This window comes from Mesorhizobium sp. LjRoot246, from assembly GCF_964254115.1.
GTDB lineage: Bacteria > Pseudomonadota > Alphaproteobacteria > Rhizobiales > Rhizobiaceae > Mesorhizobium.
The window spans coordinates 1,199,002-1,222,484 of the sequence record NZ_CAXUSN020000001.1 but is presented as its reverse complement, the minus strand read 5'-3'; the positions used below and the strand labels follow the sequence as shown (position 1 = coordinate 1,222,484).

General features: G+C 63.5%; 23 protein-coding genes and 1 tRNA gene. 14 read left to right on the top strand and 10 right to left on the bottom strand.

Annotated elements, in window-relative coordinates:
• Positions 1–8 precede the first annotated feature (8 nt).
• Positions 9–2,063, top strand: a complete 2,055-nt coding sequence (locus ACSQ3L_RS05740; RefSeq protein WP_436159069.1) for a M3 family metallopeptidase — start codon at positions 9–11, stop codon at positions 2,061–2,063.
• On the opposite strand, the gene ACSQ3L_RS05735 is transcribed toward ACSQ3L_RS05740, so the two are convergent.
• The 4 genes from ACSQ3L_RS05735 to ACSQ3L_RS05720 form a co-directional block, all read right to left on the bottom strand.
• Entirely contained in the window at positions 2,064–3,569 is a 1,506-nt protein-coding gene (locus ACSQ3L_RS05735) for a M81 family metallopeptidase (protein ID WP_436159068.1), read from the bottom strand.
• A 23-nt stretch (positions 3,570–3,592) separates the two neighbouring features.
• On the bottom strand, positions 3,593–4,417 hold the full coding sequence (locus ACSQ3L_RS05730) for a carbohydrate ABC transporter permease (RefSeq protein WP_436159067.1): 825 nt from the start codon (positions 4,415–4,417) through the stop codon (positions 3,593–3,595).
• Complete coding sequence (locus tag ACSQ3L_RS05725) at positions 4,414–5,283, bottom strand: carbohydrate ABC transporter permease (protein WP_436159066.1); 870 nt, start codon at positions 5,281–5,283, stop codon at positions 4,414–4,416. Before ACSQ3L_RS05725 ends, ACSQ3L_RS05730 begins: the two co-directional genes overlap by 4 nt.
• A gap of 473 nt (positions 5,284–5,756) precedes the next feature.
• Positions 5,757–6,989 carry an ABC transporter substrate-binding protein gene (locus ACSQ3L_RS05720; RefSeq protein ID WP_436159065.1) on the bottom strand — a complete coding sequence of 411 codons (1,233 nt, stop codon included), beginning with the start codon at positions 6,987–6,989 and terminating at the stop codon, positions 5,757–5,759.
• 182 nt (positions 6,990–7,171) lie between these two features.
• Here ACSQ3L_RS05720 and ACSQ3L_RS05715 point away from each other — a divergent pair, with 182 nt between their 5' ends.
• From ACSQ3L_RS05715 to ACSQ3L_RS05705, 3 genes are read left to right on the top strand one after another with little or no spacing between them, the layout of a single operon-like run.
• On the top strand, positions 7,172–7,942 hold the full coding sequence (locus ACSQ3L_RS05715; RefSeq protein WP_436159064.1) for an SDR family oxidoreductase: 771 nt from the start codon (positions 7,172–7,174) through the stop codon (positions 7,940–7,942).
• Between the two features lie 2 nt (positions 7,943–7,944).
• On the top strand, positions 7,945–9,012 hold the full coding sequence (locus tag ACSQ3L_RS05710) for an ABC transporter ATP-binding protein (RefSeq protein ID WP_436159063.1): 1,068 nt from the start codon (positions 7,945–7,947) through the stop codon (positions 9,010–9,012).
• A gap of 10 nt (positions 9,013–9,022) precedes the next feature.
• On the top strand, positions 9,023–9,904 hold the full coding sequence (locus ACSQ3L_RS05705) for a MurR/RpiR family transcriptional regulator (RefSeq protein ID WP_436159062.1): 882 nt from the start codon (positions 9,023–9,025) through the stop codon (positions 9,902–9,904).
• 18 nt (positions 9,905–9,922) lie between these two features.
• On the opposite strand, the gene ACSQ3L_RS05700 is transcribed toward ACSQ3L_RS05705, so the two are convergent.
• Together ACSQ3L_RS05700 and ACSQ3L_RS05695 are read right to left on the bottom strand one after the other, a co-directional pair.
• Positions 9,923–10,240 (bottom strand): DUF167 family protein, encoded by a 318-nt coding sequence (locus ACSQ3L_RS05700; RefSeq protein ID WP_436159061.1) that lies wholly within the window; start codon positions 10,238–10,240, stop codon positions 9,923–9,925.
• Between the two features lie 13 nt (positions 10,241–10,253).
• The gene (locus ACSQ3L_RS05695) at positions 10,254–10,544 is read right to left on the bottom strand and encodes a YggT family protein (protein WP_013528977.1); all 291 of its coding nucleotides are present in this window, start codon (positions 10,542–10,544) and stop codon (positions 10,254–10,256) included.
• Positions 10,545–10,731: 187 nt separating this feature from the next.
• Between ACSQ3L_RS05695 and ACSQ3L_RS05690 the strand changes: the two genes are divergently transcribed.
• The 7 genes from ACSQ3L_RS05690 to ACSQ3L_RS05660 all read left to right on the top strand — a co-directional run bounded on the left by ACSQ3L_RS05690 (position 10,732) and on the right by ACSQ3L_RS05660 (position 14,992).
• Positions 10,732–11,208, top strand: coding sequence for a hypothetical protein (locus ACSQ3L_RS05690; RefSeq protein ID WP_436159060.1), 477 nt, complete (start codon positions 10,732–10,734; stop codon positions 11,206–11,208).
• Positions 11,209–11,367: 159 nt separating this feature from the next.
• A tRNA-Ala gene (locus tag ACSQ3L_RS05685) sits at positions 11,368–11,443 on the top strand.
• A 309-nt stretch (positions 11,444–11,752) separates the two neighbouring features.
• A complete protein-coding gene (locus ACSQ3L_RS05680) occupies positions 11,753–12,535 on the top strand; it encodes a helix-turn-helix domain-containing protein (protein WP_436159059.1) in 783 nt (260 codons plus the stop codon).
• A gap of 379 nt (positions 12,536–12,914) precedes the next feature.
• Positions 12,915–13,994 carry a SagB/ThcOx family dehydrogenase gene (locus tag ACSQ3L_RS05675; protein ID WP_436159058.1) on the top strand — a complete coding sequence of 360 codons (1,080 nt, stop codon included), beginning with the start codon at positions 12,915–12,917 and terminating at the stop codon, positions 13,992–13,994.
• Positions 13,995–14,052: 58 nt separating this feature from the next.
• Positions 14,053–14,307 (top strand): hypothetical protein, encoded by a 255-nt coding sequence (locus ACSQ3L_RS05670; RefSeq protein ID WP_436159057.1) that lies wholly within the window; start codon positions 14,053–14,055, stop codon positions 14,305–14,307.
• A gap of 4 nt (positions 14,308–14,311) precedes the next feature.
• Entirely contained in the window at positions 14,312–14,602 is a 291-nt protein-coding gene (locus ACSQ3L_RS05665; protein WP_436159056.1) for a hypothetical protein, read from the top strand.
• Positions 14,603–14,671: 69 nt separating this feature from the next.
• Positions 14,672–14,992 carry a hypothetical protein gene (locus ACSQ3L_RS05660; protein WP_436159055.1) on the top strand — a complete coding sequence of 107 codons (321 nt, stop codon included), beginning with the start codon at positions 14,672–14,674 and terminating at the stop codon, positions 14,990–14,992.
• A 24-nt stretch (positions 14,993–15,016) separates the two neighbouring features.
• On the opposite strand, the gene ACSQ3L_RS05655 is transcribed toward ACSQ3L_RS05660, so the two are convergent.
• From ACSQ3L_RS05655 to ACSQ3L_RS05640, 4 genes are all read right to left on the bottom strand, one after another.
• Entirely contained in the window at positions 15,017–15,943 is a 927-nt protein-coding gene (locus ACSQ3L_RS05655) for a TonB family protein (RefSeq protein WP_436159054.1), read from the bottom strand.
• Positions 15,940–16,386 (bottom strand): TonB system transport protein ExbD, encoded by a 447-nt coding sequence (exbD, locus tag ACSQ3L_RS05650; protein WP_436159053.1) that lies wholly within the window; start codon positions 16,384–16,386, stop codon positions 15,940–15,942. Before exbD ends, ACSQ3L_RS05655 begins: the two co-directional genes overlap by 4 nt.
• A gap of 4 nt (positions 16,387–16,390) precedes the next feature.
• The gene (gene exbB / locus ACSQ3L_RS05645; protein ID WP_436159052.1) at positions 16,391–17,353 is read right to left on the bottom strand and encodes a tonB-system energizer ExbB; all 963 of its coding nucleotides are present in this window, start codon (positions 17,351–17,353) and stop codon (positions 16,391–16,393) included.
• A 65-nt stretch (positions 17,354–17,418) separates the two neighbouring features.
• The gene (locus tag ACSQ3L_RS05640) at positions 17,419–18,216 is read right to left on the bottom strand and encodes an ATP-binding cassette domain-containing protein (RefSeq protein WP_436159051.1); all 798 of its coding nucleotides are present in this window, start codon (positions 18,214–18,216) and stop codon (positions 17,419–17,421) included.
• A gap of 173 nt (positions 18,217–18,389) precedes the next feature.
• Between ACSQ3L_RS05640 and ACSQ3L_RS05635 the strand changes: the two genes are divergently transcribed.
• From ACSQ3L_RS05635 to fhuB, 3 genes are read left to right on the top strand one after another with little or no spacing between them, the layout of a single operon-like run.
• Positions 18,390–20,591 carry a TonB-dependent siderophore receptor gene (locus tag ACSQ3L_RS05635; RefSeq protein ID WP_436159050.1) on the top strand — a complete coding sequence of 734 codons (2,202 nt, stop codon included), beginning with the start codon at positions 18,390–18,392 and terminating at the stop codon, positions 20,589–20,591.
• 7 nt (positions 20,592–20,598) lie between these two features.
• Positions 20,599–21,480 (top strand): ABC transporter substrate-binding protein, encoded by an 882-nt coding sequence (locus ACSQ3L_RS05630; RefSeq protein WP_436159049.1) that lies wholly within the window; start codon positions 20,599–20,601, stop codon positions 21,478–21,480.
• Positions 21,481–21,491: 11 nt separating this feature from the next.
• The gene (gene fhuB / locus ACSQ3L_RS05625; protein WP_436159048.1) at positions 21,492–23,480 is read left to right on the top strand and encodes a Fe(3+)-hydroxamate ABC transporter permease FhuB; all 1,989 of its coding nucleotides are present in this window, start codon (positions 21,492–21,494) and stop codon (positions 23,478–23,480) included.
• Positions 23,481–23,483 lie beyond the last annotated feature (3 nt).

Here is a 23,483-nt window from a genome sequence, read left to right as displayed (position 1 = left end):
GACCGTCCATGCCATCCACAAAAGCCGTCGACCTCGCCGCCCATCCGCTGACCACGTGGCAAGGGCCGCTCGGCCTGCCGGATTTCACGCGCATTGGCGACGGCGACTTCTCACCGGTCTTCGACGCGGCGCTGAAGGCGCATGAGGCCGAGATCGAGGCGATCGCCGGCAACAAGGATGCGCCGTCCATCGAGAACACGCTCGCCGCGCTGGAACTCGGCGGCGAGGCGCTCGACCGTGTCTCGTCGATCTTCTGGTGCCGCGCCGGCGCCCACACCAATGAGACGATCCAGGCGCTGGAGCGCGATATTTCGCCGAAAATGTCCAGGCATTTCTCGGCGATTTCGATGAACGAGAGGCTGTTTGCCCGCATCGACGATCTCTACCAGCGCCGTGATAGCTTGAAGCTCGACGCCGAGACCCTGCGCGTCCTGGAAAAGACCTGGAAGGGCTTTGTGCGATCCGGCGCCAAGCTCGACGCCGACGGCAAGAAGCGGCTGGCACAGATCAACGAGGAGCTGTCCTCGCTCGGCACGACTTTCGGCCAGAATGTGCTGGCAGACGAGAGCGACTGGGCGCTGTTTCTCGACGAGGCCGACCTTGCCGGCCTGCCGGACTTTTTGAAGAGCGCGATGGCCGAGGCCGCCGAAATACGCGGCCAGAAGGGCCGCTATGCCGTCACTTTGTCGCGTTCGATCTACGAGCCGTTCTCGACCTTCTCCGAACGCCGCGACCTGCGCGAGATCGCCTTCCGCGCCTTCACCATGCGCGGCCAGAATGGCGGCGCCACCGACAACACATCCGTGGTGCGCGACATGCTGCGCCTGCGCGCTGAAAAGGCAAAGCTTCTCGGCTACGCCTCCTTCGCCGCGCTGAAGCTCGACGACACAATGGCCAAGACACCGAAGGCGGTGCACGCGCTCCTCGATCCGGTGTGGGAGAAGGCACTGGAGAAGGCAGCAAGCGACCAGACCGAATTACAGCGGCTGGCCACCGCAGCCGGCAGCAACGAAAAATTCGCCGCCTGGGACTGGCGCTTCTACCAGGAGAAACTGCGTGCGGAAAAGTTCGCCTTCGACGAGGCCGAACTGAAACCCTATCTGCAGCTCGACCGGATTATCGACGCCTGCTTCGACGTGGCGACACGGCTGTTCGGCATCACCTTCGAGGAGAAGAAGGGCATCGCGGTCTGGCACCCCGACGCTCGCGTTTTCGTGGTGAAGAATGCCGACGGCAGCGAGCGCGGCCTGTTTCTCGCCGATTATTTCGCGCGGCCGTCAAAGCGCTCCGGCGCCTGGATGAGCGCGCTGCAATCCGGCTATCGTCTAGGCGACGGTTCGAAGCCGGTGATCTACAACATCATGAACTTCGCGAAGCCCCCGGTGGGCGAGCCGGCTTTGCTGTCGGTCGACGAGGCCAAAACACTGTTCCACGAGTTCGGCCATGCGCTGCATGGCATGCTGACCGACGTCACCTGGCCGTCGGTAGCGGGCACCTCGGTCAGCCGCGATTTCGTCGAATTGCCCTCGCAGCTCTACGAGCATTGGCTGACCGTGCCGGCGGTGCTGGAAAAGCACGCTCTGCACGTCAAGACCGGCAAGCCGATGCCGAAGGCGCTGCTCGACAAGATGCTGGCCGCACGCACCTTCGGCGCCGGCTTCGCCACGGTCGAATTCACCGCCTCGGCCTTGATGGACATGGCCTATCACGCACGGCCGGATGCGCCCGAGGCGCCGCTTCGTTTCGAAGCCGAAACGCTTGCGAAGCTGGATATGCCGGACACCATCGCCATGCGCCACCGCACCCCGCATTTCGGCCATGTGTTTTCCGGCGACGGCTACTCGGCCGGCTATTACTCCTACATGTGGTCGGAAGTGCTCGACGCCGATGCCTTCGCCGCCTTCGAGGAAACCGGCGACCCCTTCAATCCGACGCTCGCCGAGCGGCTGCGCAAGAACATCTACGCCGCCGGCGGCTCGAAGGACCCGGAAGAGCTCTACACGGCATTTCGCGGCAAGATGCCGTCGCCGGAAGCGATGATGGTGAAGAGAGGGTTGGTGTGATTAGCCAATCTCCCTCCTTGTGGGGGAGATTGGCAACCTCCACGGATCGGCCACCCTGGGCCACACCGGCCGCGTCAGCTTCTTGTAATCGGTCACCGCCGGATTGCTGGGATACGAACTCGGCGCCGAGACATAGATGATCTCGGCGGCGATCGGTTCGAAGCCGGCGTAGAAATGGTTGGTCGACTTGATCAGCAGCATGTCCTTGCTCAGCGGATCGACGCCGATGTTGGAAAAGATATCCGGCTCGAAGGTCTGCGTGCGATTGGTGTTGAGGATGATGTCGACCTCGGTGCCTTCGATGCGGACCAGCGCTGTCGGCCCCAACGTCACGCGGCTCGGCCCGAAACTTTGCCAACCTTCCGCAACCGCCTTCAGCACACGCACGCGCGCGTCGATCGGCTCGCCGGCCTGCGGCCCGGCCTTGCCGCCAAAGCGCAGGTCGATGACGGCGCCCTCGCCCGCCGCCAGGCAGAATGTCACTGCGATCGGATCCCAGATCGTCGCCACGGCGAATCTGTCCAGGCCACGCCCCAGTATCTGGCGCAGCACAAAAGTGCCGTCGCCGGGAACGCCGCCGCCGGGATTGTCCCAGATGTCGGCGATGACCACCGGCTTGCCCGGATTTTCTGCGCGCACGGCCAAGGCGCGATCGATGCCGTCACTGGTGTTCAGCATCGTCATCGCCGTCTTTTCGCGCAGCGCGTAGAGTTCTCGTCCCAGCTTTTCCGCCAGCGCGTCGCCCTTGGCCTTGTCATTGTCGGTGACGACCAGGATGCGCGTGCCCATCTCGGGCACGTCGGCCGCCATGAAACCATGAATAACGGAAACCGACAGCACGCCGTCCTTGCCGTGCAGCGCCTTGATGCGATCGACGAAGGACCGCATCGGCTCGCGGCTGGTCGGCAGCACCTGGATCATGCGGCAGTCGAAGGTCGACATGACCGGCTTGATCTCGCCGCGCGCCGCCGCAAGCCCAAGCTCGACGACATGTTCGCCGCGCTCATAGAAATCGGTGTGCGGGAATTCGAGGAAGTAGGCGAGGATGTCAGAGGCCGCGACCCGCTTCGGCGTCAGATGGCTATGCGGATCGAGTTCCACGGCGACCACCACCTCCGGCCCGACCATTGCGCGAACCCGTTCGAGCAGATCGCCTTCGCAATCGTCATAGCCTTGCGCCACCATGGCGCCATGCAGGCCAAGGATGACGGCATCGACCGGTAGCGCCGCCTTGAGCTGGCCGAGAATCTCGTCGCGCAGCGCCTCATAGGTCTGCCGCTGCACCAGACCGCCCGGCTCCGCCCAAGTGGCTGTGCCTTCGATCACATCAAGGCCTTCGGCCACGGCGCGCCGGCGCAGCGCGACCATCGGCGAGGAGCACAGCGTTGGCGTTTCCGGATGCTTGCCGGGTCCGGCGTAGAAGGCCATCTCGAACGAGGCCCGGTCGGTCGGCACCGGCGAGAAGGTGTTGGTTTCCGTCGCCAGCGAGGCGGTGAAGATGCGCATGAGAGCTCCGTGGTGAATAGGCGCTACTTGACCGCCCCGAGCGCCAGCCCGCGAACGAGGTAGCGCTGCAGCCAGATGAACAGGATCGCCACCGGCGCGGTCGCCAGCAGCGTTGCGGCCATGACGTGGTGCCATTCGATCGTGTAGCGGCCGGCGACCAGCGAGAACACCTGGATCGGCAGCGTGTAGCTTTCCTGGCTGCGCAGCATGGTGAGCGCCACGACGAATTCGTTCCAGGCATTGATGAAGGTGAAGATCGCCGTCACCGCGATCGCCGGCAGGCAGAGCGGCAGGAACACCTTGCGCAAGGTCAGCCAGCGGCCGGCGCCCTCCATCCAGGCCGCTTCCTCGAGATCGCGCGGAATCGTGTCGAAATAGCTCTGCAGCATCCACACCGTGAAGGCGACGTTGAAGGCCATGTAGATGAAGCCGAGCGCCGTCGTGCTCTCGACCAGGCCCCAGGCGGCCATCAGCCGGAACAGGCCGAGCACCAGCACGATCGGCGAGATCATCTGCGAGATCAGCAGGAACTGGCGCAGGGCGCCATAGCCGGCAAAGCGGAAGCGCGACATGGCATAGGCCGCCGGAACCGATATCAGGATGGCGCCGACGGTGGCGATGATCGAGACGTAGAGCGAATTGAGCAGTGCCTGGCCGAAGCCGGTCGCCACCCACATGTCGGAAAAGTTTGACCAACGGAATTCGCTCGGCCACCAGGTCGGCGATAGCACTTCCTGCCTCGGCTTGACCGCGGTCAGGAACATCACGGCGAAGGGAAAGAGCGTCACCACGATCAGCGGTGCCAGCAGCAGCCAGGCAATAATGGAGCGCTTCAGTTTGCTCGTCATCCGCGTTGCTCCCGCATCGCCAGCCGCACATAGATCATGGTGAAGACCAGCAATATGGCGAACATCACCAGCGACACCGCCGACGCTTCGCCTAGCTTGCCGATGCGGAAGGCCAGCTTGTAGAGATGGGTGACCAGGATGTCGGTCGAGTTGGCCGGCCCGCCTTGCGTCATCACCCAGATGATCGGGAAGGAATTGAAGACGTAGATGGTGTTGAGCACGATGGCGATGTTGATGAACGGTTTTAAGAGCGGAAAGGTGATCTCGCGGAACTGCTGCAGCGGCGTCGCCCCTTCGAGCGCCGCCGCCTCGTAGAGATCGTCGGGGATCGACGATAGCCCGCCGAGGAAGATCGTCGTCGTGAACGGCACCGTCACCAGGATGCCGATCAGCACCTGCATGGGAAAGGCGGTTTCGGCGCTCGCCAGCCACTGGATGTTGTGGTCGATGAGGCCGAGGCCGATCAGCGCCGAGTTCAGCATGCCGCTTTCGCCGCTCAGCGCCCAGCGCCAGACCACCGCGGTCATGGTCAGCGACACCGCCCAGGGCAGCATGATGATGACGCGGGCGATGCCGCGGCCATAGAAATCGGTGTTGAGGATCATCGCCACCGGGATCGACAAGAGCAGCGCGCCGCCGACCACCATCACCGTCCATTGGCCGGTGCGCCAGAGCGCGGCGATGAAGTCGGGATCGGCGGTGAGTGCCGCGAAATTGGCGAAGTCGTTGAAACCGCGAAGCTGGCCGAAGCGGTTGACATCATGCGTCGATATCTGGATCAGGTCCCAGACCGGCCAGAAGATGACGATCGCCGCCAGGAACAGGCTGGGCAAGGTCAGGAGATAGGGCAAGAAACGATTTTGCATCGGCTGGCTTTGGACCGTGTTGCGGGTGGAGATTGGATTGCGCTGGCTTAACAGATTGACTTAATCCCGCCTCGTTCTTCTCAAGGCACCGCTTCAGGATTCCTTGCAACTGTCGGCGCGCCCCTCACCTGCCTGCCCGTCCTCCGCAGCAGTTGCGGAAGGGGGTTCTTCCTCTCCCCCGTCGATCGGGGGAGAGGTGTCGAGCGAAGCTCGACGGAGTGGGGGTCGACCCTGGGCACAAGGCGAGGCGATGCTTGCGCCTAGTGCCCTTCCTACGTTCGTTCGCGGCGGTTGCCAGGTGGTTCCCCACTCCGTCTCGGCTTCGCCGAGCCACCTCTCCCCCCTCCGGAGGGAGAGGAAAGGAGCCTGGCTGGGGCGGCGCTGACATCGACGAACTATCTTTCTGCTCAAGTCTGCAAGATGTGGCGCGCCCCGCTTGAGCGGAGCGCGCCACGGGCGCAGGGAGATACGCCCTATTTCTTCAGCACGGCGTTGGCCTTGGCGGCTGCGTCTTTCAAGCCGGCCTCGGGGTCACCGCCGAGATAGATCTTCTGCATAGCATCCGACGTGATCTGGGCGACCTCTTCCCAGCCCGGAATGACCGGCGCGAAGCGGGCGTCAGGCAGCAGCGCGGTGAAGGCCGCCAGATCGGCATTGTTGACGTAGTAGTCCATCTTGGCCTCTTCCTTGTTCACCGGCAGGAAGCCTTCGCCTTGCGTGAACTTGGCGCGCTGTTCCGTGGTGAACAGGAAATCGAGCAGCTTCCAGGCCTCGTCCTTGTTCTTGGAGTTCTTGAACATGATGATGGAATCGGTGACGCCATAGGTGCCGCGCGCGCCGGTCGGACCGGCGGGAATGGCCGCCACGCCGTATTTCAGGTTCGGCGCCTCGTCCTTGATCTGGTTGGACAGGAAAGGTGCCGTGATCATCATGCCGACCTTGCCCTGCTTGAACAGGTTCTGCACATCCTCGCGGTTGTTGGAAGTGACGCCGGGTTCGGTCAGCCCTTCGTCGATCATCGACTTGTAGAGCTTGGCGGCTTCCAGCGCGCCGGGCGTGCTCAGGCCCGAAGTGCCGTCCTTGTTGAGGATCTCGGTGCCCTGGGACCACATCGCATAATAGTAGTAGACATCGGTCTCGATCTCCTTGCCTTGCAAGCCGAAACCGAACGTGCCCGACCCCAGCGCCTTGATCTTGCGCGCATCGTCCTGCAACTCGGTCCAGGTTGCCGGCGGCTTGGCGATGCCGGCCTTCTCGAACAGCTCCTTGTTGTAATACATGGCGCGCGCCGAGGCCGCGATCGGCAGGCCATAGGTCTTGCCCTCCATGATCGAGGGCGACAGGAATGTGTCGATGAAGCGATCCTTGAAGTCGGGCTTGATGTAGCTGTCGAGCGGCTCGGCGACATCCTGCTGGACAAAGTCGATCAGCCAACGCGTGCCGATGATCGACAGATCGGCATTGGTGCCGGCGGTGATGTCGGTGGTCAGCTTCTGCAGCAGCACGTCCCACGGCACCACTTCGAACTTGACCGTGATGCCGGGGTTCGCCGCTTCGAATTCCTTCTTGACGCTGTCGAAATAAGGTCCAGTCTTGGCGCTGTACTCGGCGACGGTGACGCGCACCTCGCCCGCATCGGCCTGCGCCGCAATTGCCAGCATGCTCATTCCGGCCATCAGGCCGACAGTCCATTTTGCAAGGCTCATTTGATCTCTCCCATTTTGATTTTGCGCCTTCGCGCCTCTTCGTTGCCGGAGCAGAAGATTTATGTGACTTTCCTACATTATCGATGATTTGAAGGCTTGCAAGCAGATTATTATGTTGCTTAATTACATTTACTGGCCTAGGCCTTGCGCGGTCTGTCAGAACTCCGGGAGGATGACGCACGGTGGTTTCGCAAGCCGAGTTCGAAGGCAAGACTGTCGTGGTGACGGGTGCGGGCGGCGGCCTCGGCACGGCCATAGTGACGCTGATGGCGCAAAGAGGCGCCAGGGTCATCGGTTGCGACCAGTCGAGCGAGGCATTGAAGAGCCCGCAGCTTGCCTCCCGCCACGTCTTCGATCTTCTCGACAAGGCGTCGATAGCGACGGCGATCGCCGCGATCCTCGACCGGGACGGCGTGCCCGATATTCTCATCAACAATGCCGGCTGGACGCGCGCCGAGACGATTTCGGCGCTCAATCCCGACAGGATAGAGCAGGAACTCGACCTCAATCTGACCGGCGTGATGAATTTCGCCGATCCGCTGGTCAAGGCGATGGCCGGCCGTGGTTCCGGCAGCGTCGTCTTCATCTCGTCGGTCAACGCCATCGCGCATTTCGGCAATCCCGCCTATGCCGCGGCCAAGGCCGGCATCAACGCCTATGCCAAGGCGATCGCGGTCGAGCTCGGCCGTAGCGGTCTGCGCGCCAATGTCGTCTGCCCCGGCTCGATCCGCACCGCCGCCTGGGACCACCGCCTTGCCAAGAATCCCGAAATCCTCGGCAAACTGCAGCGGCTCTATCCGCTCGGTCGCATCGTCAATGCTTCGGAAGTGGCGGAAGCCGTCGCCTTCCTTGCGTCCGATCGCGCATCTGGAATAACAGGCGTGGTGATGCCCGTGGACGCGGGGCTGACCGCCGGCTGCCTGCCCTTCATCGACGACATTCTGGGAGCGTGAGCATGACCGACGTCGAGTTTCGCGACCTGTCGAAATCCTTCGGGCAGCACAAGATCCTCGAGAACATCAGCCTCGATATCAAGAGCGGCGAGTTCGTCGTGCTGGTCGGCCCGTCCGGCTGCGGCAAGTCGACCTTGCTGCGCATGTTGGCCGGCCTGGAGCCGATCACCTCGGGCGATTTGTTGATCGGCGGCGTTCGCGCCAACGCGCTGCCTCCGCAGCAGCGCAACATCGCCATGGTGTTCCAGTCCTATGCGCTGTTCCCGCATCTGAAGGCAGCCGACAATATCGGCTTTGGCCCGAAGATACGCGGAGAGACGCGCACGGTGGTCGACGAGAAGGTCAAAAAGGCGTCCGGCGTCCTCAATCTCTTCTCCTATCTCGACCGCTATCCCCGCCAGTTGTCGGGCGGCCAGCGCCAGCGCGTCGCCATGGGCCGCGCCATCGTGCGCGAACCGTCTGTGTTCCTCTTCGACGAGCCGCTGTCCAACCTCGACGCACAATTGCGCGTGCAGATGCGCGTCGAGATCAAGGCGCTGCACCAGCGGCTGAAATCGACGATCGTCTATGTCACCCACGACCAGATCGAAGCCATGACCATGGCCGACCGCATCGTGGTGATGGACCGCGGCAGGATCCAGCAGGTCGGCGCGCCGCTGGAACTTTATGACCGACCGGCCAACAAATTCGTCGCCTCCTTCCTCGGCTCGCCGTCGATGAGCTTTGTGTCGGGTTCTCTCAAGGCGACAGCTGGAAAAAGCTGGTTCGAATCAACCGGCGGCGGGCGGCTTGCGCTTGCCGGCAAACAGGTGCCGGCGGACAGCGCGGTGGAGGCCGGCATCCGGCCCGAGCATTTTGTCATCGGCGACGCTGTCGACGCGATGGCGATCAGGGTGGATGTCGTCGAGCCGACCGGCTCCGAAACCCATGTCTATGGCGCCATCGGCACCGATACCGTGCGCGCCGTGTTTCGCGACAGGGTGCCGGTCAGGCCGGGCGACCTGCTGCCGGTGACGGTCGATCCCGGCAACATCCATCTGTTCGACAAGGCGACGGGCCTGCCTCTATGAAAATACCAGCATGAAGACACCGGCCGACATCATCACGCGCCTGCAGCTGATGTCACAGGACGGAACGAAGTCGGATCGCAAGCTGGCCGGCTTCGTGCTGGCCGACCTCGATTTCGTCTCCAAGGCGGCGATTTCGGAAATTGCCGCGCGCGTCGGTGTCAGCGAGCCGACGGTGACGCGGTTCTGCCGCAACCTCGGCTGCGAAGGCTTGCGCGATTTCAAATTCTATCTGGCGCAAGCCATCGCCATCGGCGGCCAGTATCTGTCGCCGGAGCCATTGAGTCGTGACGCCCGCGAACAGCGCATCGCTTCGGCCATCACCGAAGCGGCGATATCGGCCATCCAGCGCGCCAGCGAAAACCTCGACATGACGACGCTGGTCGCCGTCGCCGCGCGCATCGCCGTCTCGGGCAATGTGCTGTGCATCGGTTCCGGCGGCATTTCGTCGATGATGGCGACCGAAATGCAGAACCGGCTGTTCAGGCTGGGCGTGTCGGTGCTGGCGCAGATCGACGGACAGCTGCAGCGCATGTACGCCGCCGTTGCCACGCCGGAGACCACGCTGGTCGCCTTCTCGGTCTCGGGCTATGCACGATCGGTCATCGATGCGGTGCAGGTCGCCCAGCAATATGGCGCCACCACGATCGCCATTACCCCACCGGACTCAGCCCTCGCCAAGGTCGCCGACACGGTCATCCATTTCCAGTCGCTCGAGGACGGCAACATCTACAAGCCGACATCCTCGCGCTATGCGCTGCTGTCGATCGTCGACATGATCGTCACCTCGGTCGCCGAAACGCGCGGACCAAGGGTTCTCGAAAATCTGCGTCGCATCAAGCAGAGCGTGAACACGTTGAAAGTCGACGATCCCAGGCTGCCGCTGGGAGATTGAACCCTCGAGCGAAGGGCCTCAGGATTGACGGCCGAGTCCCTCGATGCTTTTCGCCAACATCGCCGGATCGCCTTCAATGCGCACGGTTTTCAGCCGGGCGGTGCCGCCAGCGACAACCGAGACGGCGGACCCCGGCACGCCCAGCGCCTTGGCAATCAGCTTTTCGAGCGCACGATTGGCGGCGCCGTTTTCGGGCACGGCGCGGACGCGCGCCTTGAAATAGCTTCGTCCGTCCGCGGATACTTCGACGCTTTCGAGCCTGTCCAGCGCAGCCTTTGGCGTCAGCCGGACAAACAGGTCGACGCCATCATCGCGCAGGCGAAACGGCGCGCTCATACGATCATCGGGCTCACAGGACCAGAGGCGCCACACTGGTCAATATGAACTGCCGCAGGAAGAACAGGATCAGAAGCAGGATGATCGGCGAGATATCGATGCCGCCTAGGTCCGGCATGAAACGGCGGATCGGCCGCAACGCCGGCTCGGTCAGCCGATAGAGCATGTTGCCGATGGAACCGACGAACTGATTGCGTGAGTTGACGACATTGAAGGCGTAGAGCCAGGAAAAGATCGCCGAGGCGATAATGATCCACCAGTAGAGGTCAAGCGCCATGACGATTGTTTGAATGAGGGCGAGCATGCCGGTCTCCAATTGTTGCCGACATGTAGCCATTGCACGCGAAACCGGCAAGGGCCGGCTTTCCGTGGGGCGCCAATGCCGAACCATGATCGCTTTTCAATCGGCTCGATGCCGGTGGATCAAACGGGCCAGTCGTGGCGCCGAGGCTTCGTGGACAAACCCAGTCCTTGAGTTCTAGAAAGCGGCGGTGGGCACGCGCGACATGAGTCGGCGCAGGCCGCGGTTCGATTTCAAAGGAAAACGCATGCACATTCGGTCAATGATGGTAGGGTTGGGAACAATGGCCCTGGTGGCGGTTGGGGCATTTGCCGTGCCGGCCCAGGCCGAGGGATTCCAAAACATCGTGCTGTCCGCCACCGAGCACGCAGAGCAAACGCAGGCGACATTTTCGCAGGACACGGCGAAGATTTTCCTCTCCGCTGACCTGACGGATGCGGTGGCTTCGGGATCGACGCTCACCGTAAGCTGGATCTCGGTCGATTCTGGCGGTGCCGCGCCGGCGAACTACAAGATCGACGAAGTCAACTTCGAAATCGGCACGATCGACAACCACGTCGACTCCTCGATGAGCAAGCCGGATGCCGGCTGGCCGGTCGGCACCTATCAGGTGCAGATCGCCGTCGACGGCACTGTAAAGGAAACGGTCGATTTTTCCGTGAAGTGACCGGCGGGCGCCAGGTGCCCTGACGCCCACGAATACGCGAAACCGGCAAGGGCTGCGTTCCGTCGCACGCCGGCTCGACACCTGGCGATACTGGATTTCGGCAAAACGCCGCCTTGACAGGAAACCGCGGCGCCCGATAAATGCGCCCATCCGCTGGACGGGGCTGTAGCTCAGCTGGGAGAGCGCGTCGTTCGCAATGACGAGGTCAGGAGTTCGATCCTCCTCAGCTCCACCAGCGGGATAATCAATTCTCCCTCTCCGCGCCAAATCCAATGGACGACGCTCGTCCTGGCTCGCCCACGGTCGTTATTTGCCCTACTGCGCGCGCCATCTCGCGTTATCTGACAAAACTGTTGTCAATTGGACTTATGGCGGAAGCTGCTCGCGGATTGTTTCCGTTTTTTTTGGAAGCCGACCCATTAGATTGACGCTACCAAATCAGTTTTTTCTGTGCGTTGTGACAAGGGCGTTTCGGCGGCGGCGACCGAAGACGCTATATGGATTTTTGAGTCGAAATGAAGAATCCGCCTGCGGAAGCAAAGACGTGTCAATTCGCGAGAATCTCGCTGCAAACCTCAGACGGCTCTGCAAGGACCATGCCTCCGTAAGCGCGGTATGCCGTGAGCTCGGCATCAACCGCACGCAGTTCGAACGCTACCTGCAAGGACAGACGGTGCCCAACAAGGCCACCGCCAAGCTGATATGCGACTACTTCCGTATCGACGAGGCCGAACTGTACCAGGATCCCGGTGCACCTGAGCCCATCATGCGCGGCCTGCCGCCGGTGTCCGAGAGCTTGTTCAACCAGATGATTCGCCCGCCCAGTCCATCGATCGCGGGGGGCACCTATTTCACCTATTTTTCGATACCGGACCGACCCGACCTCTTGATGCGCTCGGTAACCTTCGTGCGGCGCGAAGCCGAACTGGTCACCTTCAGAAGGGTCACCGGATGGTCGGAACGCCGGGGATCGACGTGGGCGCGGGCGCGCGGCAACCACTATGGGGTGGCGATCTCGCGCCTGAACTGGATTTATTTCAGCGGCATCAATCGCCGCCAGACCGGCGAGCCGTCGCTGATCTCCGTGCAATGGGCTCCCATCTCCGAACCGGTGCTGATAGGCAAGGCCATGCTTCTGACGGAGGCCGGGCCAGCCTTCGTGTCCGTCATCATGCGGCGCGACATAGCCAACATCCGCCCAAGGGACGCCATCAGCATGGCACATGTCGTCAGGCTCGACGATCCCGATGTCGACCAACTGGTGGTCAGCCTCACCCGGGAGGGGGTTGGGTTAGTCCCTTCGATCGCCGTGACTTACGCTAAATAAGAATAAGCATACACCAAAAAAGCGTACGCTAGCGATTGTCTACTCTGTATCTGAATAAAATCGATATTTTACACTTTAGCGCCAGGAAAGATAATTCATCCACCTGCCTTTGGCGTACGGATTTACTATAATATTAACAAACCATTAACTCTTTCGACCTTACCTTTCTTGTTGTGGATCCTGTTTTGAGGGGTCTTTCAACGGACCCGAGGGGGTCAGGAAAGGGATGAAAATGGCTAAGAAAGTGACCACCGCTCCGAAGCTGACGATTGCCGCCGGCTCGCAGACCGTCTTCTTCTCGCAGGGCATGCACTACAACAAGCGCTGAAGCCGTTCTGCGCCGGCGAGCGGTTCGCTTGTCGGCGCCTCGGCTCCGCAGATGGCATTCAGCATCATGAAAATGCGCTCTTCAAAAACCCTGGTTTTCTACCCCGGGCCGAACAAGGTCACGGCCTGCAACTTCCTGACCAGAAGCGTGTTTGAATGCAGCCCGGAGATGGTCGGTCTTCTCGCTTCGTGGGACACATGGGCTTCGGCGGCGGACATCGCCCGCGCCCATGGTTGGTCGAAGTCCGAGCTGAAGACTGTCGTTCCCCGGCTGCTCGAGTTTTCCGCCCTGGTCACCGCCGGATCGCCGCTCGCCGAACAGGAGGAACAGTTCTCCGGACAATGGAACTGGGGCCTTCCGACCGCGCTGATGCATTTCTGCGTCCAGGACAGCGAATATATCACCATCGAGCAAGCGGAAGAGCGGCAGATCGAACGTGCCGGCCACACGCCGCAGCCCGACCTGGTGCTGAAGAATTCTGCTGGCGCCATTCGGCTGCCGAACGCATTGGAAGACAACGAACTTCTCACCCTGATGGCGCGGCGCCGCACCAACCGCACGGCCGCTCGGCCCACCATCACGGCCAAACAGCTTTCCGACTGCCTGTTCGCGGGGCTCGGCATCACCGGCGAGACCACCAACTGCGTTGGCGCCCTGCCGCTTGGCATGACCCCTTCCGGCGGTGCGCGAAATCCCTATGAGGCCTATGTGGTCGCGCTCGGCGTCGATGGCCTCGAGCCCGGCGTCTATCACTATTGCGCCGCCGATCACGACCTTGGCAGGGTTTCCGCAAACCATCTGCCTAAGATCTCCGAATTGGTCGGCGGGCAGGAGTGGGCGGACGCCATGCCGTGCCTGGTCCTGCTTTGCGCGAAGCTCGACCGCACAATGTGGAAATACGAAGACGCCAACGCCTATCGTGTCGTGCTGATCGAGGCTGGCCATATCGGCCAGAACATCATGCTGGCGGCGACCAATCATGGCCTCTCGGCATGCCCCACGGCGGCGCTCAGTCATTCCGCGATCAAGCGGCTGCTTGGTCTCGACAGTCTCACCGACGCACCGATCTATGCCTTGACCCTTTCGGCCCCGGAAACATGCCCGCCTTCGGCGGGCCAATCTATCAATTAGTCGGCTCAGTATGTTCTGTAACGCGTTCCCAAGATTCCACCAGAGACAGGAGCAGCACGTGCCAAATCAATCCTTACGCCAGTCGGAAATCGATAGTCTTCAATACATTTCGTCGATGACCAACGAGCTCGTGCAGATGGCCGAAGCAAGCCGTTTTCCGATGATCTCCTATCTGCTGGGCATGGCCTATGCGGAAGCCTTCGACGTTCTTCGCGGCGCACGGCCGGCCAGGCATGCGCAGCTCAGCGGCAACCCGCTGCACCCCAAGGCGCAGGCAAAAGACAATCGTGCTGCCCACCCACGGAGAGCATAGCGACATGCAATCGTCAGCCGCATGCGCGGTGGGCGGTTCGACCTCCTGGCCAAACCGCTGGGAGACGTTGTGCGCGTTGCAAAACCTGCTGCCGCTGCTGAAAAAGGCCGCGACGTATCTGCACCGCGCCGACATGGTCTACTGGTTCGAACAAGCCGATGCCGAGGTCGCCAGCGTTATCAGGGGCCATCCCTCCGATGCGGCCGCCATCCCGGCCCTGATCGCATCCTGCCCGCAGGACCGGCATCCGGTCGCTCACGCCCGGAGAGGTTCAGCACCATTGAACCCGCTCTAACCATTCGTTTTTTGGGCGATTCCACACGGGAAACCGTTGCGCGCCTGAAATTGCCAAGGGGACCCGCACATGAACATGATTGCCAACATCAGAAGCGTCGATGCCAGGGAAAGCATTTTCAGCCGGCTCGACGCGTTGATCGCGAGGCGACCGCCATCGCCCGACGCCGCGCGGGTCGAGGCTCGCCAACTCGTCTCGATGGCGATTGCCGATAGCTGCCAGGCCGACAGTCTTTGGGGCGCGGTGGACGCATTCCACGCCCATTTCGACTTCATGATGCAAACCATCGAGATCAACGGCGCCGACGATCCGAACCTCAGGCTCCTGCGCACGAAATGCCGCTTCTATCTCGAACAGGTCGAAGCCATGTGCCTGTCGCTGAGCTATTGATCGGCGGCCTGATCAGGTTCGGCTCTAGTTGCGCAAGCTGAACACGAACGGTGCCGTTCGGCTCAGGCGCGAGCCGAGTTCCGGCGGCGGTGCGGGCACGGTGGCGCCTTGCAGCACGGCCAGTGCCGCACGGTCCAGATCCGCATCTCCGGAGGAACGAGAAAGCCTGGCGGACAGGACCCGGCCGGACGAGTCGACCGTGAAGGCGACATACGGCTTGCCTTCCACGCCTCGGGCCTTGGCCGAACTGGGATAGCGCGTGTGCCGCTTGATCCATGCCCCCAGACGGGAGTCCCATTTGCTGGAGTTGCCGGATCGCGACGTCGATTCCGCCGACTTTGGCGCCGCGGCCCTGGCCGCCGGCTTTGCATCGGCGCTGGCGGCGGCTACCGTCTTCGGCGGCGCCGCCTTCTCCTTCTTCGGCCTCGGCTTGGGCTTGTCGACAGGCTTTTTCGCCTTGGCCTCGACCGGTTTCTTATCCTTGACCACCTCGACCGGCTTCGGCTGCGGCAAGGGAATGACGACCTCGGGTGTGACGGCCTCGACAATATCCGGAACGACTTCATCCGGCGGCAGCTGATCGACCTGTTCAGCCGTTTCGGCCTGGGTGGGCTCGGTCTCGTCGGGCGGGACGGCTTCCGGCTGTTCGACGACCGGCTCCGCCTTCTCGGCCGGTTCTTCGGGCGTCGGCTCGCTCTGATCGGGCGGCACCGCGTCCAGCGCGGCGACCTGTTCCTCCACCGCCGGCATCACCACCATCGGCGCCATCTCGATCACCTGGGCCGGTGGCGGACCGCCGTCGGCTTCGGTGACCATCGTGAAGTTCTGCAAGGCATAGGCGACCGCGGCATGCGCTCCAAGGACCAGCGCGGCCGCCCCCGCCCACAAGCCAAGGTCGCGCCAGCCGAAGCGCGACAACTGGACCGAGGGCACGGCGACCGCTTGCGTCATGGCGCTGCGGAACTGGTGGCTGCCGGCGCCGTCTCCAGGCCGACCAGCGCGATCTTCAGATAGCCGGCGCCGCGCAAAAGGTTCATCGCCTCCATCAGGTCGCCATAGGCGACCGCCTTGTCGGCGCGCAGGAAGATGCGTGTCTGCTTGTCGCCCTTTGTCCTGCTGTCCAGCGTCGCGGCGAAAGCCGGGCGCGGCACGCTGTCGTTGCCGATCGCCAGCGTCAGATCGTCCTTCAGCGTCAGGAACAGCGGCGTTTCGGGTCGCGGCGCGGGCGTTGCGGTCGAGCCCGGCAGGTCGACATTGACATCCACCGTCGCCAGTGGCGCCGCGACCATGAAGATGATCAAGAGCACCAGGATGACATCGATGAACGGGGTGACGTTGATCTCGTGGCTTTCCTCGAGATCGTCATCCATGGTCTGTCGAATCCTGCTCGCCATGGCGCTACTCCGCGGCCAGAGCAGCCGGCGGCGCGGCGGTGCGGAAGTCAAGGTCGCGGCTGACCAGCCGCTCGACGCCCGCCGAGGCATCGGCGAGGATTTGCCGGTAGCCGGCTATCGAGCGGGCAAAGACGTTGTAGATGACGACGGCCGGTATTGCCGCGACAAGGCCCATCGCGGTCGCCAGCAGCGCTTCGGCGATGCCCGGCGCGACCACGGCGAGATTGGTGGTCTGCGCCTGCGAGATACCGATGAAGGCGTTCATGATGCCCCAGACTGTGCCGAACAGGCCGACGAAGGGTGCGGTCGAGCCGATCGTCGCCAGCACACCGGTGCCGCGCGACATGCGCCGCGACGCCGCCGCTTCGATGCGCGACAGGCGTGACGTGACCCGTTCCTTCAGCCCGTCTCCCGAAACATGATCGAGCGCGCCGGCCGAAAGTGCCGTCTCCTCCTCGGCCGCCCGCACCAGCAGCGCGCCGGGGCCGCCGCTGCGGTCGAGGGCGTGACTGGCCTGCTTCAGCGTGGCCGCGTCGCCGATCGCCCGCACGGCACGCCGGATGCGCAGCTTGCCGCCGAAAATCTCCAGCGATTTGGCCAGCCATATCGTCCAAGTGACGAGGGAGGCAAAGGCCAGCCCGATCATCACCGCCTTGACGATGATATCGGCCGCCATGAACATGCCCCACGGCGACAGATCGTGCGGCAAGCTCAGCTCCATCACCGTTGAGGGCGCGGACTCGGGCGGCACCGCTGTGTTCGGCTGAGCGCCTGGCTGCGCAGGCGTCATCGTGGCCGGCGGAGCGACTGCCGGTGCAGTTGGTGCCGGTGCAACCGGCGCTGGTGCAACGGGCGCTGCTGGGGCGATCGTGGGGGCCGCACCAGCCGGTTGCTCCTGAGCCGCCGCGCTGCCGACCGACAGAATGACGGATGCGACCAACGCCGCCCACAAACCAGTTCTTGACAACAGCTTCTTCCTTGTTCTCACAGCGGCCGGCCGCTTTCCATTTCCCGCCACCGCATCAAATCTCGTCACTGCACATAGCCGACAGGCTGGCCGGTGACGGGGTGCGCGAACACGCCCATCTCCACGCCGAAAATGCCTTTCAGCACATCGCTGCGCATGATTTCGCCTGGTGTGCCGCGCGTCAGCAGCTTGCCGTCCTTCAGTGCGATCAGTTCGTCGCAGTAGCGCGCCGCCATGTTGGGATCGTGCAGCACGACGACGACGCAAAGGTCGCGTTTGCGGCTGAGGTCCTTGACCAGCCCGAGCACCTCGACCTGATGGGCGATGTCGAGCGCCGAGATCGGCTCGTCGAGCAGCATGACGCCGGCATTCTGCGCCACCAGCATGGCGAGCCAGGCGCGCTGGCGTTCGCCGCCGGACAATTCGTCGACCAGCCGATCCGCGAAACCTTCCATGTCGGTCAGGACCAGCGCCTCGTCGACATGCTGCCTGTCCTCCGCACGGAAACGGCCAAGCGCACCATGCCAGGGATAGCGCCCGAGCGTCGCCAGTTCGCGCACGGTCAGGCCGGTCGCCGCCGGCGTCGTCTGCGGCAGATAGGCAAGCGCGCGGGCAAACTCGCGGGCGCCCCATTGCGGCAGCGGACGCCTGGCGAAAGTGATGGCGCCTGAGCTTGCCGGCTGCTGGCGCGCCATGAGCTTGATCAGCGTCGACTTGCCCGAACCATTGTGGCCGATCAGCCCGTAGACGCGCGAGCGCTCCAGTTCGAGCGAAACCGGACCGAGCAGCGTCCGCTCGCCGACGGCAAAGCGCACCGCGTCGATATGGAAGGCAGTCTGGGCATCAATTCCAGCCACGGTCATGGCTTTTCTCCAGTGCGGCCACCCGCATTTCCAAATTCCGGCCTTCGGCGGCCGATGTCCGGTTGACTATGAAACATGACCTTACTAGTCAACATTGAACATGACTGCAACGATCAACAAATCGTCGTGACCGGCTATATCGGCGCGAAATTCGGAAAACAGGGGTGCACCGGATGATCTCAGCACGTGGACCAATCTGGCAGGACGGGACCGCGCGCAAGCGCCTGCTGATCGCAACGGTGTCGCTGCCGGCCCTGCTTAGCTGCGGCCTTGCAGCGGCTCAGGACACGGCAACCACGCTCGACCCGATCAACGTCCAGGAACGTGTCGAAAGCGCCTTCGGGCCGGTCAAAGGTTACGTTGCCACCAAGGGTTCCACCGGCACCAAGACGGACACGCCGCTGATCGAGACGCCGCAATCCATATCGGTCATCACCAAGGACCAGATGGAAGCGCAGGCCGTCGACAGCCTGAACAGCGCGCTGCGCTACACACCGGGCGCCACCGGCAATCTCTACGGCACCGACAATCGCGGACTCGGCCTGCAATTGCGCGGCATTTCGAACGCCAACGGCGTCTTCTACAAGGACGGCCTGCAGCTCAAGGAGAGCAATTTCACCCTGTTCACCGCGCTCGATTCCTATGGTGCGGAACGCTACGAGGTGCTGCGCGGACCGGCGTCGGTGCTCTACGGCCAGGCAAGCCCCGGCGGCCTCATCAACTATGTCAGCAAGCGGCCAACCGAGGAAAACCTGCGGGAGGTCGAATTCGGCGGCGGCAGCTTCAATCGCTATGAAGGCAAGTTCGATTTCAGCGGCGCCGTCAACGCCGACAAGTCGCTGCTGTTCCGCCTCACCGGTGCCGCCCACATGGGTGACACGCAGACCGACTTCGTCGAGGACGACCGCATCTTCATCGCGCCGGCGATCACCTGGCAGCCCAATGCCGATACCAGCCTGGCCATCCTCGCCAACTACCAGCGCGACCGCTCCGGATGGGCGATGCAGTATCTGCCGGCATACGGCACGATCACGCCGGGCAAGGACGGTAAGTTCCTGCCGAACAGCATGTTCGTCGGCGACCCGGGTTTCGATTCCTACGACAACGACCAGGCGTCGATCGGCTACGAATTCGATCACCGTTTCAACGAGACCTGGCAGGTCCGCCAGCATGCCCGCTACGTCCATCTCACCCATACCGAGGAGGGCGTCTTCGGCGGTGGCCTTCTGAATGATGCCGGCGACTATTCCCGTTATGCCGATGCCGGCGGCACCAAGCTCAGCGGTGTGACCATCGACAACCAGGCGCAGGCCGATTTCGACACCGGGCCGCTCACCCATACGCTGCTGATGGGTCTCGACTACAAGCGCTACACCTATCGCGACTATGCGTCCGAAGGGGTTGTCGACAACCTCAACATCTTCAACCCGGTCTATGGCAGCCCGGTCACCGATCTGGCGCCCTACACCTACACCGACACCGACACCACCCAGCAGCAGGTCGGCCTTTATGCGCAGGACCAGGTCAAGCTCGGCAACTGGCGGCTGACCCTGGGTGGCCGCCAGGACTGGTCGGATGCGAAGGTCCACGACAATCTGGCCGGCGATTTCCTCGCCCCGCAGAAGGACAACGCCTTCACCAGTCGCGCCGGCCTCGTCTATCTCGCCGACAACGGCCTGGCACCCTATGTCAGCTACTCCGAATCGTTCCAACCGGTGGCTGGCGCCGACAGCGACGGCAATCTGTTCGTGCCCGAGACTGGCAGACAGTACGAGATCGGGCTGAAATACCAGCCCATCGGCTGGAACTCCTTCATCACCGTCTCGGCCTTCGACCTGACCCGGCAGAACGTCGTGCGCTACGGCAATGAGGGCCGGCCCGACGACATATTCCAGACCGGCGAAATCCGTTCGCGCGGCGTCGAACTCGAGGCCGTTGCCAGCCTCAATTCCGGCCTCGACCTGAGAGCGGCCTACACCTATCTCGACACCAAGATCACCAAGGCGACCTCTGTTGTCGACGACAACGGCAGTTCGATCAGCAACGAGGGCAATACGCCCTTCGGCGTGCCGACGCATTCCGCGTCGCTGTGGGCGAACTACACCTTCGGCAGCGGCCGCCTGGAGGGCCTGGGGCTGGGCGCGGGCGTCCGCTACGTCGGCTCGACCTATGGCGACGATGACAACAGCTTCAAGGTTCCATCGGTCATGCTTGCCGATGCGGCGGTGCATTACACCTGGCAGAACGCCACGCTCGGCCTCAACGTCAGCAACCTGTTCGACAAACGCTACGTCGCCTCTTGCTTCTCCTCCGGCTTCGGCTGCTTCTACGGCGAAGGCCGCAGGATCAACGGCTCGGTGAAATACACATGGTGACGCCGACGTGACCGGCCGGGCCGGGATAGCGCCGCTGACGCGGCGCCAATGTCTTGCCGGCCTCGCGGCCACCGGTCTCGCCCTGCCGGGCGGCATGGCACGCGCCGCCGCGCCTGTCCGCATCGTCTGCCTGGAATGGACGTCCGCCGAAATGGTGGTCTCGCTCGGCCTGTCGCCGCTCGCCGTCGGCGATACCAAGGGTTATGGCGACTGGGTGCAGGGTCCGGCACTGCCGCAAGCCACCATCGATCTGGGGTCGCGCGGCGAACCCAATCTCGAATTGCTCAGGGAATTGCGGCCCGGCCTGATCGTCGGCGCCTATGGCTATGGCTTGGACGAGAGCAGCTTCACCAGACTGGCGCCGACTTTCAACGTGCCGTTCTACAGCGGCAAGGTCGCACCCTACCCGCAAGCGCAACAGGTGACGCTGCAGCTCGGCGAGTTGCTGGGTCGCAAGGTGGAAGCAGAAAACCTTGTCTCGCGCATCGAAGCCTCGATCGCGCAAGCCCGTGCCACACTGGAGCGGGCGGTGCAAAAACCGGTCTGCGTCGTCAGCATGTTCGACGACCGGCATGTTCGTATCTATGGCGCCGGCAGCCTGCTGCAGGATGTCCTCGACCGGCTCGGCCTTGTCAACGCCTGGGCCGGCGCCACCAATGAATGGGGCTTTTCGACGGTCGGCATCGAGGAACTGGTCGCCGTCGGCGAAGCGCAACTGATCTCGCTCGACCCGATCCCACCGCACGTCAGGATCAGGATCACCCGCAGCTCGCTCTGGGCCAATCTCCCCTGCGTCCGGAACAGCCAAGTGCGGACCATTCCGCCGGTCTGGCCGTTCGGCGGTCTCACTGCTGCCGGGCGTTTCGCCGAGTTCATGGCTGCGGCATGATTTCTCAGGCTATGTCCCTGCCGCGACAACGCGACGGCATCGGCGCGCTTGTCCTGCTGGCGGCCGCGCCTGCGGCGCTCGCCCTGGCGCTGACCGTCTTCGATCTCATCCACCTTCTGCCGACGGATCTGTGGTGGGCCGCGCTCAACGCCCCCGACACGTCTGATCCGGCACAGCTTCTCTATCGCTATGCCTTCCTGCCGCGCATCGCTGTCAGCATGCTGGCCGGCGCGGCACTTGGTCTGGCCGGTGTCATCATGCAGCATGTGCTGCGCAACCCGCTGGCCGAGCCGACCACGATCGGCACCAATGCCGGAGCGAGCCTCGCTTTGGCGGCCGCCACCCTCTACGCACCATGGCTGCTGGAAGGCGGTCGCGAAGGCGTGGCGCTGGCCGGCGGCGCGGTCGCCACATCAGCCGTTTTCGCACTGGCGCGCGGGCGCAGCTTCTCGCCGGTGTCGATCATCATCGCCGGGCTCGTCGTCAGCCTCACCTTCGGTTCGGCCGGCGCGCTGCTGATGGCGCTCAACCGCGAATACACAGAGGAGCTGTTCATCTGGCAGAGCGGCTCGCTTGTGCAGAATGGCGACGCGGCGGTCGTTGTTCTGGCGCCGTGGCTGCTGGCCGGCATCTGCGCCGCGTTCCTGCTTTGGCGACCGCTCCGCCTGCTCGATCTTAGCGACGACGGCGCCGCATCGCTCGGCACCCGGCCGGCCGTCATTCGTCTTGCCGGCATGGCTGTTGCCGTCTCCCTCAGCGCGCTGGTCGTCGCCGAGGTCGGCGTCATCGGCTTCGTCGCGCTCGCTGCCCCGGCACTGGTGCGGTTGGCCGGAGCGCGCACCCTTGCCCGCCGCATGATCTGGTCGCCACTGGTCGGCGCCGCCCTGCTCTGGCTCACCGACCGGCTGGTGCAGCATCTGCCCTTCGCCGGGGAAGTGCCCGCCGGCACCGCAACCGCCTTGCTCGGCGCGCCGCTGCTGCTGTTCCTGTTGCCACGGATGCGAACCACCCCCGAAGGACAGGCGGACATCGTGTCGTCCGCGCGCCTATCGAAAAACGGACTGCCGTTGATCGCAGGCCTGCTGGTGCTGATCCTCGCGGTTGCTGTCGCCATCGGCTTCGGCCGCGGCGCAGGCGGTTGGCATTGGATTGCATCTGCGGATCTGACAGACTTGCTCGCCCTGCGCGCGCCTCGCGTCGTCGTTGCTCTGTCGGCGGGTGTCTTGCTTGCCGTCGCCGGCACGCTGATGCAGCGCATGACCGGCAATCCGATGGCAGCACCCGAAGTGCTGGGCATTTCCGGCGGCGCCTCTTTCGGCGTGCTGGCGTTGCTGCTCTTGACCGATGGCTTCGACCGCACGGCAATGCTCGGCGCCGCGCTCGCGGGCGCCTTGCTGGCGCTGACGATCGTTGTGCTGGCCGGGCGGCGCAATGCACTGTCGCCGGAGCGGCTGCTGCTTGCCGGCGTTGCCGTGGCGACCGTCGCATCCGCCTTCGCCGCGCTACTTCTGGCCAGCGGCGATCCGCGCATGGACTTCCTGCTCGCCTGGCTGTCTGGATCGACCTATCGCGCAACGCCTATGGATGCCATTACCGCCGCAACTGTCGCGGTCGCGGTTCTTGCACTGGCGCCGCTTACGGCGCGCTGGCTCGATATAATGCCGCTCGGCGAAACCGCCGCGCGTGGCCTTGGCCTGCGGCTGGGATGGGTTCGCGCCATGCTGCTCGTCCTAACGGCCCTTGCCACCGCTACGGCGACATTGGTCATCGGTCCGCTCAGCTTCGTCGGCCTGATGGCGCCGCACCTCGCCCGCATGCTCGGCTTCCGCCGCGCCGTGCCGCAGATTCTGGCCTCGGCCATAGCAGGCGGGCTGATCCTCGTCGCCGCCGACTGGGCCGGCCGCACGCTGATCTTTCCCTGGCAGGTGCCGGCCGGCCTGATCGCCGCCTTCGTCGGCGGTCCCTATTTCATGGCGCTGATGTGGAAAGGCAAACAATGAAGT